A 16,925-nucleotide genomic window follows, 5' to 3' on the forward strand; every position below is an offset into this window, starting at 1 on the left:
CGTTGTCGCGGCCGAGATCGCCGCGACGCCTTCACAAGACAGAAGCAACGTCGCCCCCGATCGATCGGACAGTCCGCGCCCACCTCTTCCTTGATCCGTTGTCGCGGCCGAGATCGCCGCGACGCCTTCACAAGACAGAAGCAACGTCGCCCCCGATCGATCGGACAGTCCGCGCCCACCTTTCGGACCCACCGCCCTGGCGAGGCTCACCACCGCGAAGCGGACCCCTCACCTGCCTCGGACCCCATGCACCGTCGGAACTGGGTGCCGGGCAGGTGTCCGAAACGCTCTCGCGGCGGTTGCTTCTCCAGGCGTGATGGGAGTGCACAAGCTGACCGCGGGCGACGGGTACACGTACCTGACACGCCAGGTTGCCGCGCACGATGCCACCGACCGGGGCCACAAGGGCCTGGCCGACTACTACGCCGAGAAGGGCGAATCACCGGGCCGTTGGTTCGGCGCCGGTCTCTGCGAACTGGGGCTCGTCGTCGGCTGCGAGGTCACCGAGACCCACATGCGGAACCTGTTCGGCGAGGGTCGCCACCCGGACGCGGAGCGGCTGGAGAACGCCGCTCTGGACGCAGGGAAGAGCGTTGAGCAGGCCAAGAAGGCCTCCCAGCTCGGGCGCGTGTTCGCCCGGTATCTGGGAAACCAGGCGGAGTTCATTCAGGAGACCGCGAAGCGCTACATCGCCTACAACCTGGCCCACGGTGAGCACTGGAAGACCCCGGTGCCGGCCGAGGTACGGGCGCGGATCCGCACCGAGCTGGGCAACGAGCAGTTCCTTCGCGAGCACGGTCGGGCCCCGATCGACGACCGCGAGCGGGGCTCGTTCATGGCCAAGGTCACCCGTCAGCAGACCACCGCGGTGGCTGGCTACGACCTCACCTTCGCCCCGGTGAAGTCCGTCTCGACGCTGTGGGCGCTGGCCGACCCCGGCGTCGCCAAGCAGATCGAGGACGCCCACCATTCGGCTGTCGAGGCCACCCTGTCGTGGCTGGAGAAGGAGGTGCTGTTCACACGCCGCGGCCGCGGCGGCCTCCAGCAGGTCAAGGCCAAGGGCCTGATCGCGGGCATGTTCACCCACCGCGACGCACGCTCCTCCGACCCGCACCTGCACACCCACGTCGCGCTCAGCAACAAGGTCCAGGACGAGACCGGACGCTGGCTCGCCGTCGACGGACGGGTCCTGTTCAAGGCCAACGTCACCCTCGCGGAGATGTACAACACCCTCATCGAGTCCGAGCTGATCGCCCGGCTGGGGGTTCGTTTCGAGAACCGCCGCAGCGGCCTGAACAAGGGCCAGGGACGGGTTGGGGATAAGCGGCCTGTGCGCGAGATCGTCGGCGTCGACGAACGGCTGGCCCAGGCCTGGTCCAAGCGGCACCATGCGATCGAGGCCCGGCGCCGTGAACTGGCGGCCGCCTTCCAGGCCGAGCACGGGCGGCCGCCGACCGAGGGCGAGGCCGTCACCCTCGCGGAGAAGGCCTGGGAGCAGACCCGGCAGGCCAAGCACGCACCCCGCGCCGAGGCCGACCAGCGGACCGTGTGGCTGGCCGAGGCCGCCGCCATCATCGGCAGCGAGCAGGCCGTCCGGGACATGGTCGAGCGCTGCCTCGGGCACACGCCGGACGCCCAGGACATCACTGACGAGTGGGTCGCCGAGACCGCGCAGGATGTCGTCGCGCGGGTCGCCGAGGACCGCGCGACCTGGCAGGTCTGGCACCTGCGCGCCGAGGCACAGCGCCAGGCCCGCGCCCACGGCATCCGGCTGACCGACCTCGACACGTGCGTCGACCGCGTCGTGGCCACCGCGATCGCCGAGCACTCCATCGCCTTCAACGACCCCGACCCGCTCACCCACGCAACCACCGCGGCCCAACTTTCAGCCGAGCTGGACGTGACGATCCCCGCGCTGTTGCGGCGCACCGAGCACGGGGTCGGGGGCGAGGAGATCGTCAGCGTGTACAGCCTCGCCGGCGCCCGCCAGTACACCTCCCAGGCGGTGATCGACGCCGAACGGCGCATCGTCGAGTCTGCTCGGCGCACCGGTCGCAACACCATCAGCGAGGTCCGCGTCGGCATCGCGATCGCCGAAGCCGCCGCCAACAGCGACACGACCGGGCTCCAGCTCAATGCCGCCCAGCAGTCCCTGGTGCGCGCGATGGCCACCAGCGGCCGCGCCGTCCAGCTCGCCCTCGCGCCCGCCGGCACCGGCAAGACCACCGCCATGCAGGTTCTCACCCGCGCCTGGCAGGACGCCGGCGGCACCGTCATCGGCCTCGCCCCGTCCGCGGTTGCGGCCCTGGAGCTCGGCGCCTCCATCAACCCCGAGAACCCCGACAACACAGCTGCCGGCGCCGCAGCGAAGGCCAAGGGGCTCCTGGACGGGCCGTGGCGCCCGGTTCGGAGGAAGGTCCGCGCCGACACGCTGGCCAAGCTCGTGTGGCACGCCGAAAAGGGCGGAGCGCCCTCGTGGATGGAGAGGATCAACAACAAGACCCTCGTCCTGATCGACGAGGCGGGCATGGCCGCCACCACCGATCTGGCGGCAGCGATCGAATACATCACCTCCCGCGGCGGCCAGGTGCGCCTGGTCGGTGACGACCGGCAGCTCGCCTCGGTGGCCGCCGGCGGGGTGCTGCGCGACATCGCCCACCAGATCGGCGCCGTCACCCTCAGCGAAGTGCACCGCTTCCGCAACCGTGACGGCAGCCTCAACCACGCCGAAGCAGCCGCCACCCTGGCCCTACGTGAGGGCGACCCGTCGGCGATCGCGTTCTACGCCGACCGTGGCCGCATCCACGTCGGCGACCTCGGCGCCTGCGCCGACCAGGCCTACGCCGCCTGGGCAGCCGACATGGCAGCCGATGTGACCGCCGACCCGGCCAGTAGCAATGCAGTCTCCGACTCGATCTTGATCGCACCCACCCGCGACCTCGTCGCCGAGCTCAACACCCGTGCCCGCAACGACCGCCTCGCCGGCCTCGACGAGAAGGAGATCGGGCGCGTTCTGACGCTGGCCGACGGCACCAAGGTGTCCCAAGGGGACCGGATCATCACCCGCGAGAACGACCGCCGCCTGTCCATCAGCGGCACCAACTGGGTCAAGAACGGCGACCGCTGGCACGTCAGATGCGTTAACGCCGACGGCTCCCTGACCGTGGTCCACGACCAGCTCGGCAAGACCATCACTCTGCCCGCCGACTACGTCTCCAAGACGGTCCAGCTCGGCTACGCCACCACCATCCACGGCGCCCAAGGCATCACCACCGGCACCTGTCACGTCGTCCTGACCGGTGAGGAGGACCGCAACCTGCTCTACGTCGCGCTCTCCCGCGGCAGGTTCGCCAACCACCTCTACCTCAACGTCGCCTCCGACGGCGACCCGCACAACCTGATCCGGCCCGAGGCGCTGATCCCGCCGACCGCGCTCGACCGGCTCGCCGAGATGCTGCGCCGCGACGGGACGCCGGTTTCTGCGACCACCACGCTGCGCGAGCAGACCAACCCGCACCAGCTGCTCGGCGACATCGCCGCCCGCTACCACGACGCGGTCACGGCCGGCGCCGAGAACCTCATCGGCCCGCTCGGTATGGACAAGATCGACGCCCACGCCGAAGCACTACTCACCGGGCTCACCGAGACACCCGCCTGGCCGACGCTGCGGTCCCACCTCGCCCTCATCGCGCTCGACGACCACAGCCCCCTGAAACTGCTCACGCACGCGGTCGCCGTCGGTTCGCTGGCCGACGCACGCGACCCCGCCGCGGTGCTCGACGCCCGCATCGACCACCTCATCGGCGAACTCACCGCCGCCCGACCGCACGACCCGGACACTCCCCCGCCGACCAACGCGAACACGCCTCCGGCTGCGGCCGGGCCGCTGCCCTGGCTGCCCGGCATCCCCGCCCGGCTGGCCGAGGCCCATGACTGGGGCCCGTTCACGGCTGCCTACCACCAGCTCGCCTGTGACCAGGTCGACGCCGTCCGCGAGGCCGCTCGCGGATGGACCGGCGCCACCGCACCCGTGTGGGCACAACCCTTCCTCGAGGACCAGGACACCGACCCCCTTGCCGAGCTCCGTGCCGACCTGGCGGTGTGGCGGGCAGTGGCCGGGACCGACGAGAACGACCTGCGACCCACCGGTGACCGCACCATCGGCGCCCCCGGCGCCTACCAGGCCACGCTCAACCGGGCCGTCCGCGCGGCACGCCCGAGCTACCCCTTCGCCCAGCGCACCTGGTACCAGGCGCTGCCCGAGACCGTCCGCACCGACCCGTGGATCACCCCGCTGTGCCAGCGACTCGCCCGCCTCGAACGAGCAAGGCTACCCGTCACCGACTACATCAAGCAGGCACTCGCCACCGACCCCTCCCTACCGAGTGACCAGTCCGGCACCGCCACGGCCACCGCCGCGGCGCCGCGGCCGCTACCCGACCAGCAGCAGGCCGCCGCCCTGTGGTGGCGTCTCGTTCCCCACCTCGGCCCGGCCGCGCTCGGTGCCGACGAGCACTCCGCGAACCTGCTGCAGCCCAACTGGCGCACCGCGCTGGCCGAACTCGTCGGCACCACCAAGGCCGACTACCTCCAGACGGCACCCGCCTGGCCCGCCCTCGTCGCTGCCGTCGACGAGGCCTGCGAGCACCACGGCTGGACCCCGAGCGACATCCTCGCCAGCGCACTGGCCGGCGTCCCCCAAGACGGGTCTCTCACCGGCGTCGAGGTCGCCGACGCGCTCGTACTCCGCATCGCCATGCTCACCGACCAGCCGACGGAAGCCCCGTCTCCCGGTGACGACGAGGCACCGTACGGCGACGCCGACGTTCCCCCGGACCTGCTGCCGCCCGAGGACGCAGATGAGTTCATGGCCGCGCTCTACCGCGACCACCCCGACGACCCCGACGCTCCTCTCGCCCCCTCCCCCACCCCGGACGCCTACGACACCCTCGCGAAGACGGTCGACCGGGAACCGCCACCGGACGAGCAAAACCCGACGTACAACGACATCGCGGTCGGCGACTACCCGTACGTGAATGATCCGTTCGCGACGCCCCTGCCATGGGAACAGGCCGAGGAGGTCACCGCCGACAACGCCTTCCCCGACCCGAACCAGATCCCAGCTGAGCGGATCCACGAGCTCAACCAGCAGGCCCTGGCCTACTACGATTCCTGCTACCCGCGATCCTGGGCACCGGACTACCTGCGCCAGCGCCTCGGGACCGACCTCACCAACCAGCCCAACTACGCCGTCGGGTACGCACCCGGAGGCGGCCGCAGCCTGATGCGACACCTCACCGACCAGGGCGCCACCCTCGAGGAGCTCGCACAGGCCGGGCTCGTCTCCCAGCGTGAACGCAACGACGGCACCACCTACCCCCGCGACTTCCTCCGCGACCGACTCATCATGCCCATCCGCGACCCCCACGACCCCGACGGCGGCGCGATCCTCGGCTTCATCGGACGCCGCAACCCCACCAAGACCGACCACGACTACGCCGGACCGAAGTACCTCAACACCCGCACCACCAGCATCTTCACCAAGGGCGAGGCGCTCTTCGGGTACGCCGAAGCCCGCGAACTCCTCGCCCACGGCGCGCTCCCAGTCATCGTCGAAGGCCCCATGGACGCACTGGCCATCACCCTGGGCAGCAACGGCACCGCCGTCGGCCTCGCCCCGATGGGCACCGCGCTCACCATCAACCAGATCAGACTGCTGCGCGCCCACATCGACATGGTCAACGGCCGCGACCGCATCGCCGTGGCCACCGACTCCGACCCCGCCGGCTGGAAGTCAGCCCAGAAGGCCTTCTGGCACCTCACCGCCGCCGACCTCGACCCCACCCACCTCGACCTGCCCGACGGCCTGGACCCGGCCAACCTGTTCGAGACCCAGGGCGCCGACGCGATCACCGCCGCCATCGAGAACCGGTCCCCACTCGGCGACGCGATGATCAACCACCTGCTCCGCACCGCCGGCCACTGGTCCGACACCGACGTCCGCCAGAAGCTCATCCACCAGGCCGCCCAAATGCTCAGTGTCCGTGGCTCCGAGCGCTGGCTCGACGGCTTCGAGCACCTGCGCCACAAGCTGCACCTCGCGCCCGGCATCCTCGAGCACCAGACCATCACCGAGAGCATCGAGCGCGACCGCAACCGCCCCGCCTACGCCCAGGCCCGCATCGACGAGATCAACGACGAAGCCCGCAAGCAGGCATCCAACAGCGATCCCCAGTCCCGTCGCCGGGCCGCCGAGCAGCGGCTCGCCGCCACGGCCGCAACTATTCGACCCGACCACACTGTGCCGCCGGCGGGACCCGATCCGGCCGGCCCGGCACGATGACACCGGACCGCTCAGAATCGCTCTGGTGGAGATCGACACGATCGGCATCGGCGGCGAACTCGCCACCATCGACCCCCTCCGTCTGCACCACCACGCAGTCGACGACACGGCGTTCTTGGATCACCTCGCGGCGGAGCTCGAAGGGGAGGTCTCGACGAATGATCCCGATCGGTTCCACGCCCTTCTTACGTCGGCAGTGGCCGATGAATCCATCGGCAACATCGCCAAGATCATTACCAGCCGTGCCGGCCGGTCAGCAGCGGCTGTGGTGACGATCAACAGCGAACACGGACCGGGCGCCATTGAGAACCACGTCACCACGTCGGGCCGACTGACAGCGAAGACACCAGCTCTGGATCTCAGCGTGCCGGGCCTGAGCGCTGACGAGGCTGCCGCGTGCGCAGCGATCGTCGACCTGACATCCGCGGCCGAGGACGTCCCGACTCCGGTCGCCGAGACCTCAGCTTACGAGGAGGAGCCCTTCGTCGATCTGGCGGGCGCGCTCCGTGTCAAAGTCACCGAGCCGCGACAATCGGGCACCGCTGGCGAGCGCTCGCTACTTCCCCTGAGCGCCGAGACTTACGAGCAGAACTCCCCCACCACCCAGGATGACGTCGGCAACCTCGCACCAGTCGTCTCCGAGAATGTCGGGGCGGAAGGCCCCAGAGAAGGAACTTCAGGGCTGCTGACGCCCTTGGGGTGCAGGGCGAGATAGGCGAGCAGTTCGATGTAGAAGGGCTTTCGATGCGACGCCTTCGGCCTCAAGCCTGACCGAGCTCGCGTTGACCTTGCGAATGTCCGTCGGTGGCTCGGCACCAATCCACGCACCGGTGAGCCACATCTGCCGAGCGCCCGGGCCCACCAACGCGACGATCATCGCGGGCTTCCCATTTACCAAGTCGACGGCGTTCTCACCGATCTGGATCTCTTCCGCCGGCTCCGGACCCGGGACAGAGCCGTGGCTCAGGTGGCATCGACGACTTGGTGGCGGCACTACGGCTCGTGTTGGGGGGAACCGTTCACGGGCCTGCGTCCCGCAGGGTGGAGCTGGCTTCTTGACGGGGACCGGATCGACCACATCATGACGTGCGCCATTGTCGACTCGCTCACATCGTCACGACCCAAGCACTGACGAGCGAGGACTTCGGACCAGCTTCACGCGACACGCTCCTGGATCATGTCGGAGGCCTCGATGCCCCCATCTGCCTGACGTGGGAGCTCACCTACGCGTGCAACCTCGAGTGCGCGCACTGCCTGTCGTCGTCCGGCCGCCGTGATCCGCGTGAGCTCACCACCGAGCAGTGCGAGGCCGTCATCGACGAGCTCCAGCGGATGCAGGTCTTCTACGTCAACCTCGGTGGTGGCGAGCCGACGGTGCGCCCCGACTTCTGGCATCTCGTGGAGTACGCCGTTGCGCACGACGTCGATCGAACGCGCTGTCTTCCGGCTCTTCGCCGAGCGCGGCTTCGAGGCGACGACCCTCGACGACATCGCCGAGGCGGTCGGCATCGGCCGCCGCACCCTGGCGCGCTACTACCCGTCGAAGAACGACATCCCCTGGGGGCGCTTCGACCGCACGATCGAGTCGTTCCGGCTGACGCTCGCCGAGATGCCCCCCGAACTGCCCCTGTGGGAGGCGGTCCAGCGCGGCGTCGTCGCCTTCGACACCTTCCCCGCCAGCGCGAATCCCTCCCACGGGGAGCGGATGGGGCTGATCCTGAACACCCCGGCGCTCCAGGCGCACTCGGTGCTGCGGTACGCCGAGTGGCGGGCCGTCATCGCGGGGTACGTCGGCGCGCGCACCAGCCAACCACCCACCGCCCTGCTCCCCCGCACGGTCGCGCAGGTGAGCCTTGGCCTGGCCGTGGCGGCCTATGAGGTATGGCTCGCGGAGCCGGACGGCGACCTGAGCGTCGTGCTGGCAGACACCATGGTGGCGCTCCGCGGCTACCTCTCCGAGCAGTAGTCGCCCTTGCGCATCAGCGCTCGCAGGGGTACATGGCTGTCAGAATCACATCGCCAGGCGGGGTCGAGCCGGCTGAGCTTCACTGGGACAGGCTCTCGTCCACGCGGTGATGCCGGTCGAGCAGCACCCGCCGTAACACCTTGCCGCTGGGCAGCCGTGGCACCTCCTCGAACGAGAAGGATCTAGGCAGCTTGAAGCGCGCCACCCGGCCGCTCAGGTGGGCAAGCAGCTCCTCCTCGAGCGCCGGCCCGGGGGTGACGCTGTCGGCCGGCGTCACGACCGCATGTACGCGCTGCCCGAACTCGTCGTCGGGGAGCCCGACGGCGGCCACGTCAGCCACAGCGGGGTGGAGGATCAGGCAGTCCTCAATCTCGCGCGGGTAGATGTTGACCCCGCCCGACAGGATCAGGTCGGTGCGCCGGTCCGAGAGGTAGAGGAAGCCGTCGTTGTCCACGTGGCCAAGGTCGCCGAGGGTGGACCAGCCGCGCGCGTCGTACGCCGCCTGGGTCTTGGCGGGGTCGGCGTAGTACTCGAAGGGCGGCATCCCGTCGAACCACAGCTGCCCGATCTCGCCGGGGGGAAGCTCCTGGCCCGCCTCGTCGCACACGTGGACGCCGCCCATCACAGGGCGACCGACCGACCCGGGGTGAGCCAGCCAGCTGGTCGAGTCGATCATGAAGAAGCAGTTGCCCTCGCTGCCGGAGTAGAACTCCATCAGGATCGGGCCGACCCACGCGATCATCGAGCGCTTCACGTCGACGGGGCACGGCGCGGCGGCGTGGATCACCAGACGCAGGCTGGTCAGGTCCTGGCGACCCCGCACGTCGTCGGGCAGCTTGAGCATCCGCACGAACATGGTCGGCACGAACTGCGGGTGCGTGACCCTGTGACGCTCGATCAGTCGGAGCACGAGTTCGGGGTCGAAGCGATCGGTGAAGACCGTTGTGCCGCCGGCCCGGATGGCGCCGAGGCTCCAGCCGAGCGGGGCCGCGTGGTAAAGCGGGCCGGGGCTGAGGTAGACCGTGGAGGAGTCGAAGCCGAAGCTGTCCTGCATCAGGTGGTCGAAGCGCAGCCCGGTGCCGAACGGCGCTTCCGGCATGGCGGGCAGGACGCCCTTGGGGCGTCCGGTCGTGCCGGAGCTGTAGAGCATCGGGCTGCCCTCGGTCTGGTCGTCCACCGGCGTCGACGGCAGGCTCGCGACCAGCGACTCCAACGCGTCGTACGAGAGCAGCGGGCCACCGAAGGAGAGCCGGTGCGGCACCGGCGGGAGGGCCGCCGCGAGGTCGGCGCGGGCGGCGCTCACCAGCAGCACCGTGGCTCCGCAGTTGTCGACCACGTAGGCCGCCTCGTCGGCGGTGAGGTGCCAGTTGACCGGTGTGTAGAACAGGCCGGTCCGCTGGGCCGCCCACAGGATCGGGAACAGGTCGAGGCGGTTCTCGGAGACGATCGCGATGTGGTCGCCGCGGCTCAGGCCGAGCGACAGGAAGAGGTGAGCGATCCGGTTGGAGGTCGCCTCGAGCTCGGCGTACGACATCTGCTCCCCCGTCGGACCGACGAGGGCTGCCTTCTCGGGCTGCGTCGCGGCCCAGACCGACAGGTCCATCAGAGTCCCACCGACTGCGTCTGTCCGACGACACCGACCACGCCGGTCGCGATCAGGGTGTCGATCTCGTCGCCGGAGAACCCGCTGGCCCCCAGCACTACGCGCGAGTCCTCGCCCACGGGACGGATCTCCCCGGGCGCCTGGCCAGGGGTCCGGGAGAAGCGTGGCGCGACCAGGGGCAGGTGCCCGTCGGCGTAGGCCTCGAAGATGCCGCGCGCCGCGAGATGCGGGTGGCGGGGCGCTTCGGCCAGGCTGAGCACGGGCGCGACACAGGCGTCGACGCCCTCGAAGACTGCCGCCCATTCGTCGCGCGTCCTCGTCAAGAACGTCTCGGCGAGAGCGGCCCGCATCGCCGGCCAGGAGGCGCGGTCCTGCTGCTCGAAGTCGAGGCCGGTGCCCTTCATCAGCTCGGCGAAGAACTGCGGCTCGATGGCACCGACCGCCACGAAGCCGCCGCCCGCGCAGGCGTAGGTGTCGTAGTAGGGCGTGCCGCCGTCGAGGAGGTTGGCCTCGCGGCGATCCTCCCAGCGGCCGACGCTGTGGTTGCCGTAGACCATCGTCATCAGGGTCGAGACGCCGTCGACCATCGCCGCGTCGACGACCTGACCCTGGCCGGAGCGGTTGCGCTCGAAGAGAGCGGCCAGGATCCCCGACACGAGGAACATCGCACCGCCGCCGAAGTCGGCGACCAGGTTGAGAGCGTTGCGCGGCTTCTCGACCCCGCCCGTGGCGTGCAGCGCTCCCGTGAGCGCGGCGTAGGTGATGTCGTGACCGGCACGCTGGGCCAGCGGGCCCACCTGGCCCCAGCCTGTCATCCGGCCGTAGACCAGCCCGGGGTTGGCCGCGCGGCACTCCTGCGGGCCGAGCCCGAGACGCTCCATCACACCCGGCCGGTTGCCCTCGACGACGACATCGGCGTCGGCGATCAGCCGGAGGACGACGTCGCGTCCCTGCGGCGACTTCAGATCGACGGCGAGGTTGGGTCGACTGCGACCGAGCACCGACCGTGCGGGGGAGCCGACCGCGCTGGGGCGGTCGATGCGAATCACCTCAGCGCCGAGCTCGGCCAGCATCAGGCACGCGAACGGGCCCGGCCCGATGCCAGCGAACTCCAGCACGCGCAGCCCCGCAAGAGGACCGGTCACACCGACTCCCGCTCGGCGGCCGGGTAGCGGAGGACGCCCCGGACGTTTCGGCTCGCACGCATGTCGTCGTAGCCGTCGTTGATGCCGGCGAGGGGGTAGGTGCGGGTGACCATCGCGTCGAGGTCGACATCGCCGGCGCTGGAGAGCTCCAGGAGTCGGGGGATGTCGTAGCGCGGGTTGGCGGAGCCGTAGAGGGTGCCGACGATCTGCTTCTCCATGAGCGTCAGGTCCATCAGGCTCACCGAGATCGACTTCTCCGCCATCGGGTGGATGTTGGTGACGACCAGCTTGCCGCGCTTCGCGGTCATGGCGAGCGCCTTGGCGATGAGCTCCCCCTGACCCACGCCGAGGGCGCAGATGAACTTGTCCGCGCCGCGATGCCAGGTCGCGTCGGCCACCACCTCGCGCGCTTCCTCCCAGGAGGCGGCCACGTGGGTGGCGCCCATCTTGAGCGCCTGCTCCCGCTTGAACTCGGACGGATCGATCGCCGTGATCGTGCGGGCGCCGGCCAACCGGGCGCCCTGGACCGCGGCGGCACCGATGCCGCCTACCCCGGCGACGACCACGGTGTCCCCGGGACGGACGTCGGCGGCGTACACGGCAGAGCCCCAGCCGGTGACGAAGCCGCAGCCCAGGAGACAGGCGCGGTCGAGCGGGTGGTGGGGCTCGATCTTGATACAGCTCGCCTCGTGGACGACCGTGTGGTGGGAGAACGAGCCGATGCCGCACGCGAGCGCCAGATCCTGGCCCTTCACGTGGTGGCGTGCGGTGTCGTCGTAGATCTGGCGGCCGGTGTAGATCTTGGCGCCGAGATCGCACAGGCTCTGGTGCCCGCTGGCGCACGAGGGGCAGCGGCCGCACGACGGCATGAAACCGAAGACCACGTGGTCACCGGGCTTGAGCCAGGAGACGTGCCTCCCCACCTCGAGTACGACACCCGCGCCTTCGTGCCCGCCGATGCAGGGCAGGCTGAACGGCATGTCGCCGGTGACGATGTGCTCGTCCGAGTGGCACATGCCCGACGCATGGAGCTCGACCAGCACCTCCTCGGCCTTGGGGGGATCGAGCTGGATGGTCTCGATCGACCAGGGAGTGTTGCGCTCCCACAGGACTGCGGCCTGGGTCTCCACGTCTTTTGCTTCCTCTCAGCGGATGATGGTCTGGGGCTCCAGGAAGGCGGCGATCGCCTCCGGGCCACCCTCGCGGCCGGTGCCAGACTGCTTGAAGCCGCCGAAAGGGCTGCCGAAGTCGAGCGGCGCCGAGGAGTTCACTGCGACCGAGCCGACCCGAAGTCGGGCGGCGACGTCGTAGGCACGGTCACGATCGGCCGACCAGACCGCGGCCGCGAGGCCGTAGTCGGAATCGTTGGCCAGGGCGAGGGCCTCCTCGACTGTGTCGTAGGCGATGACGGCCGCGACCGGGCCGAACAGCTCCTGTCGGGCGATGGCCATGTCGTTGTCGACGTCGGCGAGCACCGTCGGCCGGAGATACCAACCCGGGCCGGGCTCATCGCGGACCTGCGTGGCGATCCGGGCTCCCGCCTCGGCGGCGTCGCGGACATGATCTCGGATCCGGTCACGGGCGGCCTCGGAGATGACCGGGCCGACCTGCGTCGCGGGGTCGGCCGGGTCGCCGACCACGAGCCGGTCCGCCGCCTCGGCGATGGCGTCGACCACCTCGTCGTACCGTGCGCGGGGCGCGAGGATCCTGGTCTGCGCGACGCACACCTGGCCGTTGTTCGACATCACCCCGGCGACCAGTCCGGAGACGGTGGCCCGGTCGAGGTCGACGTCGTCGAGCACGATGGCGGCCGACTTGCCGCCCAGCTCGAGCGACACGCGCCGTACGTCGGCGGCGCAGACGGCAGCGATGCGCTTGCCGGCCGCGGTGGAGCCGGTGAAGCTGATCTTGTCGACGCCGGGGTGGGCCACGAGTGCCTCACCGGTGGCGATGTCGCCGGACACGATGTTGATGACGCCCGGCGGAAGCCCGATCTCGTCGAAGAACTCGGTGAGCATCGAGATCGCCAGCGGCGCCTCTGGGGACGGCTTGAGCACCAACGTGCACCCGGCGGCCAGCGCGGGGGCGAGCTTGAGCATCGCGGTGAAGAGCGGTGCGTTCCACGGCAGGATCGCGCCGACCACGCCGACCGGAAGCTGCCGGACGACCACGTCGCCACCCATCGCCGAGCGGCGCGTGTCCTCGAATACGTAGTCACCGGCGAGCTTCTCGTAGGTGCGCAGCACGCCGAGTGCGGTGCCGACCTGGCCGAAGCTGGCCCACTTGCGCGGCGACCCCATCTCGGCCGAGATCAGGTCGCCGAAAGCGGTGGCGCGCTTCTCAATGGCGTCGGCGAGGCGGCCGATCACCGCGCCCCGCTCGACCGCGGTGGCGCTCGACCAGGTCAGGTCCGCGAGTGCGGCGCGGGCCGCCTTGACGGCCGCGTCGACGTCATCGGTGGTGGCCGCGGTGACGCGGCCGATCGTCTCGAGAGTCGCCGGCGAGACCACGTCGAGCCGGTCCCCGACGCTTGGGATCCAGCGTCCGTCGACGTAGACACCCAGATAGTCGTGCATGGATTCCTCTCCCGATCGCGCTGCATGTGACGCCGCGCCCATCGCGTCCGATTCTGGCAGTCACGTCACTTTCGCGCAAGAGCGTCAGCGATCGCGCCCGAGCCAGCCGAGCTGGTCCGGCGTGCTCCCGTGGAGCACCAGCTCGTCCGCGCCCGCTGCTCGATAGCGCTCGAAGGTGACGACGCACTCCTCGGCCGAGCCGAGAGCCGCCGCGTCGCCGATCCATGCGACCGGAATCGCCTGGGCCGCCTGCGTCAGCTCGGCCCGCGTACGCACGGAGTCGGCCGCGCCCTTGATGCCGGCCAGCGTCGGATGCGCACGCAGCCGATCGAGGTCGCCCGGATCCCAGCCGTTGACAGTCGCGAGCTGCTCGCCGAAGCCTGGGATCTGGTAGTAGGTGACCGCCCGGGCGCCGACCACCGCGGCCTCCTCGTCGGGCGCGAGTCCCGAGGCCGTCACCACCGTGGCGTAGATCCGCACCGCCGCAGGGTCGCGTCCGGCCTCCTCGGCAGCGGCACGGACGGTGCCCACCGACCGCCGCACCGCCTCGGGCGTGAGGAACGGATGCAGGAGTACGCCGTCGAAGTGGCGCCCCGCGAGCGCGAGGCCCTTCGGCCCGATCGCGGCGAACACCACCGGAGGGACCAGCTGATCGGGCACGTCCGTGAGGCGGAGCGAGGGGAAGGTCCCGGCAGGTCCGTCGTACTTCACCTTCTCGCCGCGACACAGCCGCCGGAAGATGTCGAGGGAGTCGACGATCGACCTGTTGGTCGATGCCGGCAGGCCGACCGCAGCCCACATCGCGTCGACGGAGCGCCCCACGCCGAGGATCAACCGGCCGCCCGACAGCGCCTGGACGGTCATCGCCATCGAGGCCAGCATCGCCGGATGCCGGGATTGCAGATGGGTGACGCCAGCAGCGATCCGGATCCGATCGGTGGCCTGGCTGAAGGCGCCGGCGAGCACGCCGAAGTCCTTGGTCCCCCATCGCTCGCTCAGCCACAGGGTCTCGAGTCCGAGGCGTTCGGCCTCGATGGCCTGCCCGATGCCGATCTTCGGATCGGGGACCCGCCCCGGCAGGGCGTAGGCACCCAGCGGCACCCCCGTCATGGCGTCGCCGACGCCCCGAATGGCCGCCATCGTCGCGGTGTCCTGAACATCAGTCATGGCATTATTCTGACAGTAGTGGTCAACTAAGCACAAAGGTCGAGCGCGTTCGGAGCCGACATGGAGCACAGCAAGGGAGACGAGATGGCCGGGCCAGTGGATCGCACGGCGCGCGAGACCGACCTGCGCGGCCGGTTGCTCGCCTGGCTGCCCGCACGGCTGGCGCCGGTAGGCCACGAGGACTTCTCGCTCTCCGCGTTCACGGCACCCGACGCCGGATACTCCGGCACCACCGCCTTCTTCACCGCGGCCTGGACCCTCGGAGGGCGCCCGACCCGGCACGAACTCGTGCTGCGGATGCAGAGCCAGGTCCACCAGGTCTTCGTCGCTCCCGACGCGATCCGCCAGGCCGAGGTGATGCGTCGACTCGGCGGCCACCCCGGTGTGCCGACTCCCGAGATCGTGCTGACCGAGGCCGACCCGGCCGTGCTGGGCGCGCCCTTCTACCTGATGAAGCGGGTCGAGGGCCGGGTCCCCTCCGACGTCCCCAGCTGGCACAAGCGGGGCTGGACGACGGAACTGACACAGGCCCAACGGGCGCGGATGTACGATAACGCGCTGCAGTCGCTGGTCGCCGTTCACGCGATCGGCGACGCCGATGACCTCGCCTTCCTGCGAGGCCCGGTCCCGGACGGGAAGTCCGCTCTCGAGCGCTATCTCGACGACCTCCTCGCGTGGCACACGTGGTGCGCCGACGATCTGCGGGTCGGGGCCGACCTGATCCGACGGGCCCTCGACGTCATCGTCGACACGCGACCGGACACGGCCACCGAAGGCGTTGTGTGGGGCGACGCGCGCGTCGGCAACATCTGCTTCGCAGACGACCTCTCGGTCGCCGCCCTCTTCGACTGGGAGGGCGCCACCACCGGGCCGCCCGGCATCGACCTGGGGTGGTGGCTGATGTTCGAGCGCTACCTGTGCGAGGCCCTCGGCTTCACGCGACAGCCCGGCACTCCCGATGACGAGGCGATCCTGCGTCGCTACGAGGAGCTCGGCGGCAAGCCGACCGGCGACGTCGCCTACTACCGGCTCCTCGCCGCGGTGGTCCTCGCGCTGATCACCAACCGACTCGCCATCCTGCTGACCCGTGACGGCCTCGACGAGGCTACCGCTCGCAGCTATCCCCGCACCGCCCTGGCCCTCGTCGAGGAGTACCTCGCAGACCACACCACCCGAAGGAGAACGACCTGATGACGACAGCCACCCCCGAGGCCTCCCCGATCGGCGCGCTGGGCACCCCTTTCGAGGTGCTCGTCGAGCGCGGCAAGATCCGCGAGTTCGCCGCCGCGATGCAGTCCGACAACGCGGCGTACCAGGGCAGGGACGCGATCGTCCCGCCCACCTTCCTCACGACCGCGACCACGTGGGCCCCTCCTGGAAGCAGAGTCGTGGTCGGGTTCGACCGTCGGCGACTCCTCCACGGCGAGCAGGAGTACATCTTCCACGGCCCTCTCCCCCGCGCCGGCGACACGCTGATCGCGCAGGAACGGCTGGTCGAGCGCTACGCCAAGCCGGGCAAGCGCGGCGGCGAGATGCATTTCGCCATCGTCGTTACCGAGTTCCGCTCCCCCGCCGGCGACCTGGTGGCCGAAGCCCGCGGCACCTTCATCCAGACCGCCCTCAAGGGAGACGCCTCGTGACTGAGCAGACGATCGTCATCGAGCCCGGCATCATGGCAGCGCCCCGCGAGTTCGGGCCGCTGACGCGACAGATGTTCGTGCGCTACTCCGGCGCCTCCGGCGATCTCAACCCCATGCACTACGACGACACGATGGCGCGCGCCGCCGGCAACCCGTCCGTCTTCTCCCAGGGGATGCACCAGTCGGCCCTCCTTGCGACCTTCGCGACCGACTGGCTCGGTGCCGAGAGCGTCCGCCGCTTCCAGGTGCGCTTCCGGGAACAGGTCTGGCCCGACGACGTCCTCACCTGCACCGGACAGATCGACACCGTCACCGAGCAGGCGGACGGAGGCCGTCTCGTCACCGTGTCGCTGACCTGTTCGCGGCAGACCGGGGCGGTCGCCATCAGCGGGTCCGCCGACTTCCTGATCGCAGCGCCGGACGCGACATGACGCGCCGCACACGGCGTATCGACGTCCGATCAGTGGACGTTGAGCCTATGCTGA

At 70.2% G+C, this 16,925-nt stretch carries 11 protein-coding genes and 1 pseudogene; 7 read left to right on the top strand and 5 right to left on the bottom strand.

What is annotated here, in order from left to right:
- Positions 1-316: 316 nt before the first annotated feature.
- The 4 genes and pseudogenes from mobF to mftR all read left to right on the top strand — a co-directional run bounded on the left by mobF (position 317) and on the right by mftR (position 8,309).
- Positions 317-6,343, top strand: a complete 6,027-nt coding sequence (gene mobF, locus D0Z08_RS01330; RefSeq protein WP_118921891.1) for a MobF family relaxase — start codon at positions 317-319, stop codon at positions 6,341-6,343.
- A gap of 25 nt (positions 6,344-6,368) precedes the next feature.
- Positions 6,369-7,058, top strand: a complete 690-nt coding sequence (locus D0Z08_RS01335) for a hypothetical protein (protein ID WP_118921893.1) — start codon at positions 6,369-6,371, stop codon at positions 7,056-7,058.
- Positions 7,059-7,429: 371 nt separating this feature from the next.
- Positions 7,430-7,705: pseudogene (locus D0Z08_RS32855) on the top strand (hypothetical protein); the annotation flags it as partial.
- A gap of 49 nt (positions 7,706-7,754) precedes the next feature.
- Complete coding sequence (mftR, locus tag D0Z08_RS01345) at positions 7,755-8,309, top strand: mycofactocin system transcriptional regulator (RefSeq protein WP_245993484.1); 555 nt, start codon at positions 7,755-7,757, stop codon at positions 8,307-8,309.
- A gap of 79 nt (positions 8,310-8,388) precedes the next feature.
- On the opposite strand, the gene D0Z08_RS01350 is transcribed toward mftR, so the two are convergent.
- The 5 genes from D0Z08_RS01350 to D0Z08_RS01370 form a co-directional block, all read right to left on the bottom strand.
- Positions 8,389-9,912: an acyl-CoA synthetase gene (locus tag D0Z08_RS01350; protein WP_118921895.1), complete on the bottom strand. Its 1,524-nt coding sequence runs from the start codon at positions 9,910-9,912 to the stop codon at positions 8,389-8,391.
- Positions 9,912-11,057, bottom strand: coding sequence for a CaiB/BaiF CoA transferase family protein (locus D0Z08_RS01355; RefSeq protein WP_118921897.1), 1,146 nt, complete (start codon positions 11,055-11,057; stop codon positions 9,912-9,914). The genes D0Z08_RS01350 and D0Z08_RS01355 overlap by 1 nt, the downstream gene beginning before the upstream one ends.
- Positions 11,054-12,187 carry an NDMA-dependent alcohol dehydrogenase gene (locus D0Z08_RS01360; protein WP_118921899.1) on the bottom strand — a complete coding sequence of 378 codons (1,134 nt, stop codon included), beginning with the start codon at positions 12,185-12,187 and terminating at the stop codon, positions 11,054-11,056. Before D0Z08_RS01360 ends, D0Z08_RS01355 begins: the two co-directional genes overlap by 4 nt.
- Positions 12,188-12,202: 15 nt before the next feature.
- Complete coding sequence (locus tag D0Z08_RS01365) at positions 12,203-13,633, bottom strand: aldehyde dehydrogenase (protein ID WP_118921901.1); 1,431 nt, start codon at positions 13,631-13,633, stop codon at positions 12,203-12,205.
- A gap of 84 nt (positions 13,634-13,717) precedes the next feature.
- Positions 13,718-14,800 carry a TIGR03857 family LLM class F420-dependent oxidoreductase gene (locus tag D0Z08_RS01370; protein ID WP_245993486.1) on the bottom strand — a complete coding sequence of 361 codons (1,083 nt, stop codon included), beginning with the start codon at positions 14,798-14,800 and terminating at the stop codon, positions 13,718-13,720.
- A 60-nt stretch (positions 14,801-14,860) separates the two neighbouring features.
- On the opposite strand from D0Z08_RS01370, the gene D0Z08_RS01375 reads away from it, so the two are divergent.
- The 3 genes from D0Z08_RS01375 to D0Z08_RS01385 are packed head-to-tail and all read left to right on the top strand — an operon-like array spanning position 14,861 to position 16,871.
- Positions 14,861-15,991 carry a phosphotransferase family protein gene (locus D0Z08_RS01375; RefSeq protein ID WP_245993489.1) on the top strand — a complete coding sequence of 377 codons (1,131 nt, stop codon included), beginning with the start codon at positions 14,861-14,863 and terminating at the stop codon, positions 15,989-15,991.
- Positions 15,991-16,440: an FAS1-like dehydratase domain-containing protein gene (locus D0Z08_RS01380; protein ID WP_118921903.1), complete on the top strand. Its 450-nt coding sequence runs from the start codon at positions 15,991-15,993 to the stop codon at positions 16,438-16,440. Before D0Z08_RS01375 ends, D0Z08_RS01380 begins: the two co-directional genes overlap by 1 nt.
- Positions 16,437-16,871, top strand: coding sequence for a MaoC/PaaZ C-terminal domain-containing protein (locus tag D0Z08_RS01385; RefSeq protein WP_245993491.1), 435 nt, complete (start codon positions 16,437-16,439; stop codon positions 16,869-16,871). Before D0Z08_RS01380 ends, D0Z08_RS01385 begins: the two co-directional genes overlap by 4 nt.
- The last annotated feature ends 54 nt before the right edge of the window (positions 16,872-16,925 follow it).

It is taken from the genome of Nocardioides immobilis, from assembly GCF_003515065.1.
Taxonomy (GTDB): domain Bacteria; phylum Actinomycetota; class Actinomycetes; order Propionibacteriales; family Nocardioidaceae; genus Nocardioides; species Nocardioides immobilis.

Coding starts and splice junctions, on each gene's coding strand:
- mobF (WP_118921891.1), top strand. CDS start 317: ATGGGAGTGCACAAGCTGACCGCGGGCGACGGGTACACGTACCTGACA.
- D0Z08_RS01350 (WP_118921895.1), bottom strand. CDS start 9,912: ATGGACCTGTCGGTCTGGGCCGCGACGCAGCCCGAGAAGGCAGCCCTC.
- D0Z08_RS01365 (WP_118921901.1), bottom strand. CDS start 13,633: ATGCACGACTATCTGGGTGTCTACGTCGACGGACGCTGGATCCCAAGC.
- D0Z08_RS01370 (WP_245993486.1), bottom strand. CDS start 14,800: ATGACTGATGTTCAGGACACCGCGACGATGGCGGCCATTCGGGGCGTC.
- D0Z08_RS01375 (WP_245993489.1), top strand. CDS start 14,861: ATGGAGCACAGCAAGGGAGACGAGATGGCCGGGCCAGTGGATCGCACG.
- D0Z08_RS01380 (WP_118921903.1), top strand. CDS start 15,991: ATGACGACAGCCACCCCCGAGGCCTCCCCGATCGGCGCGCTGGGCACC.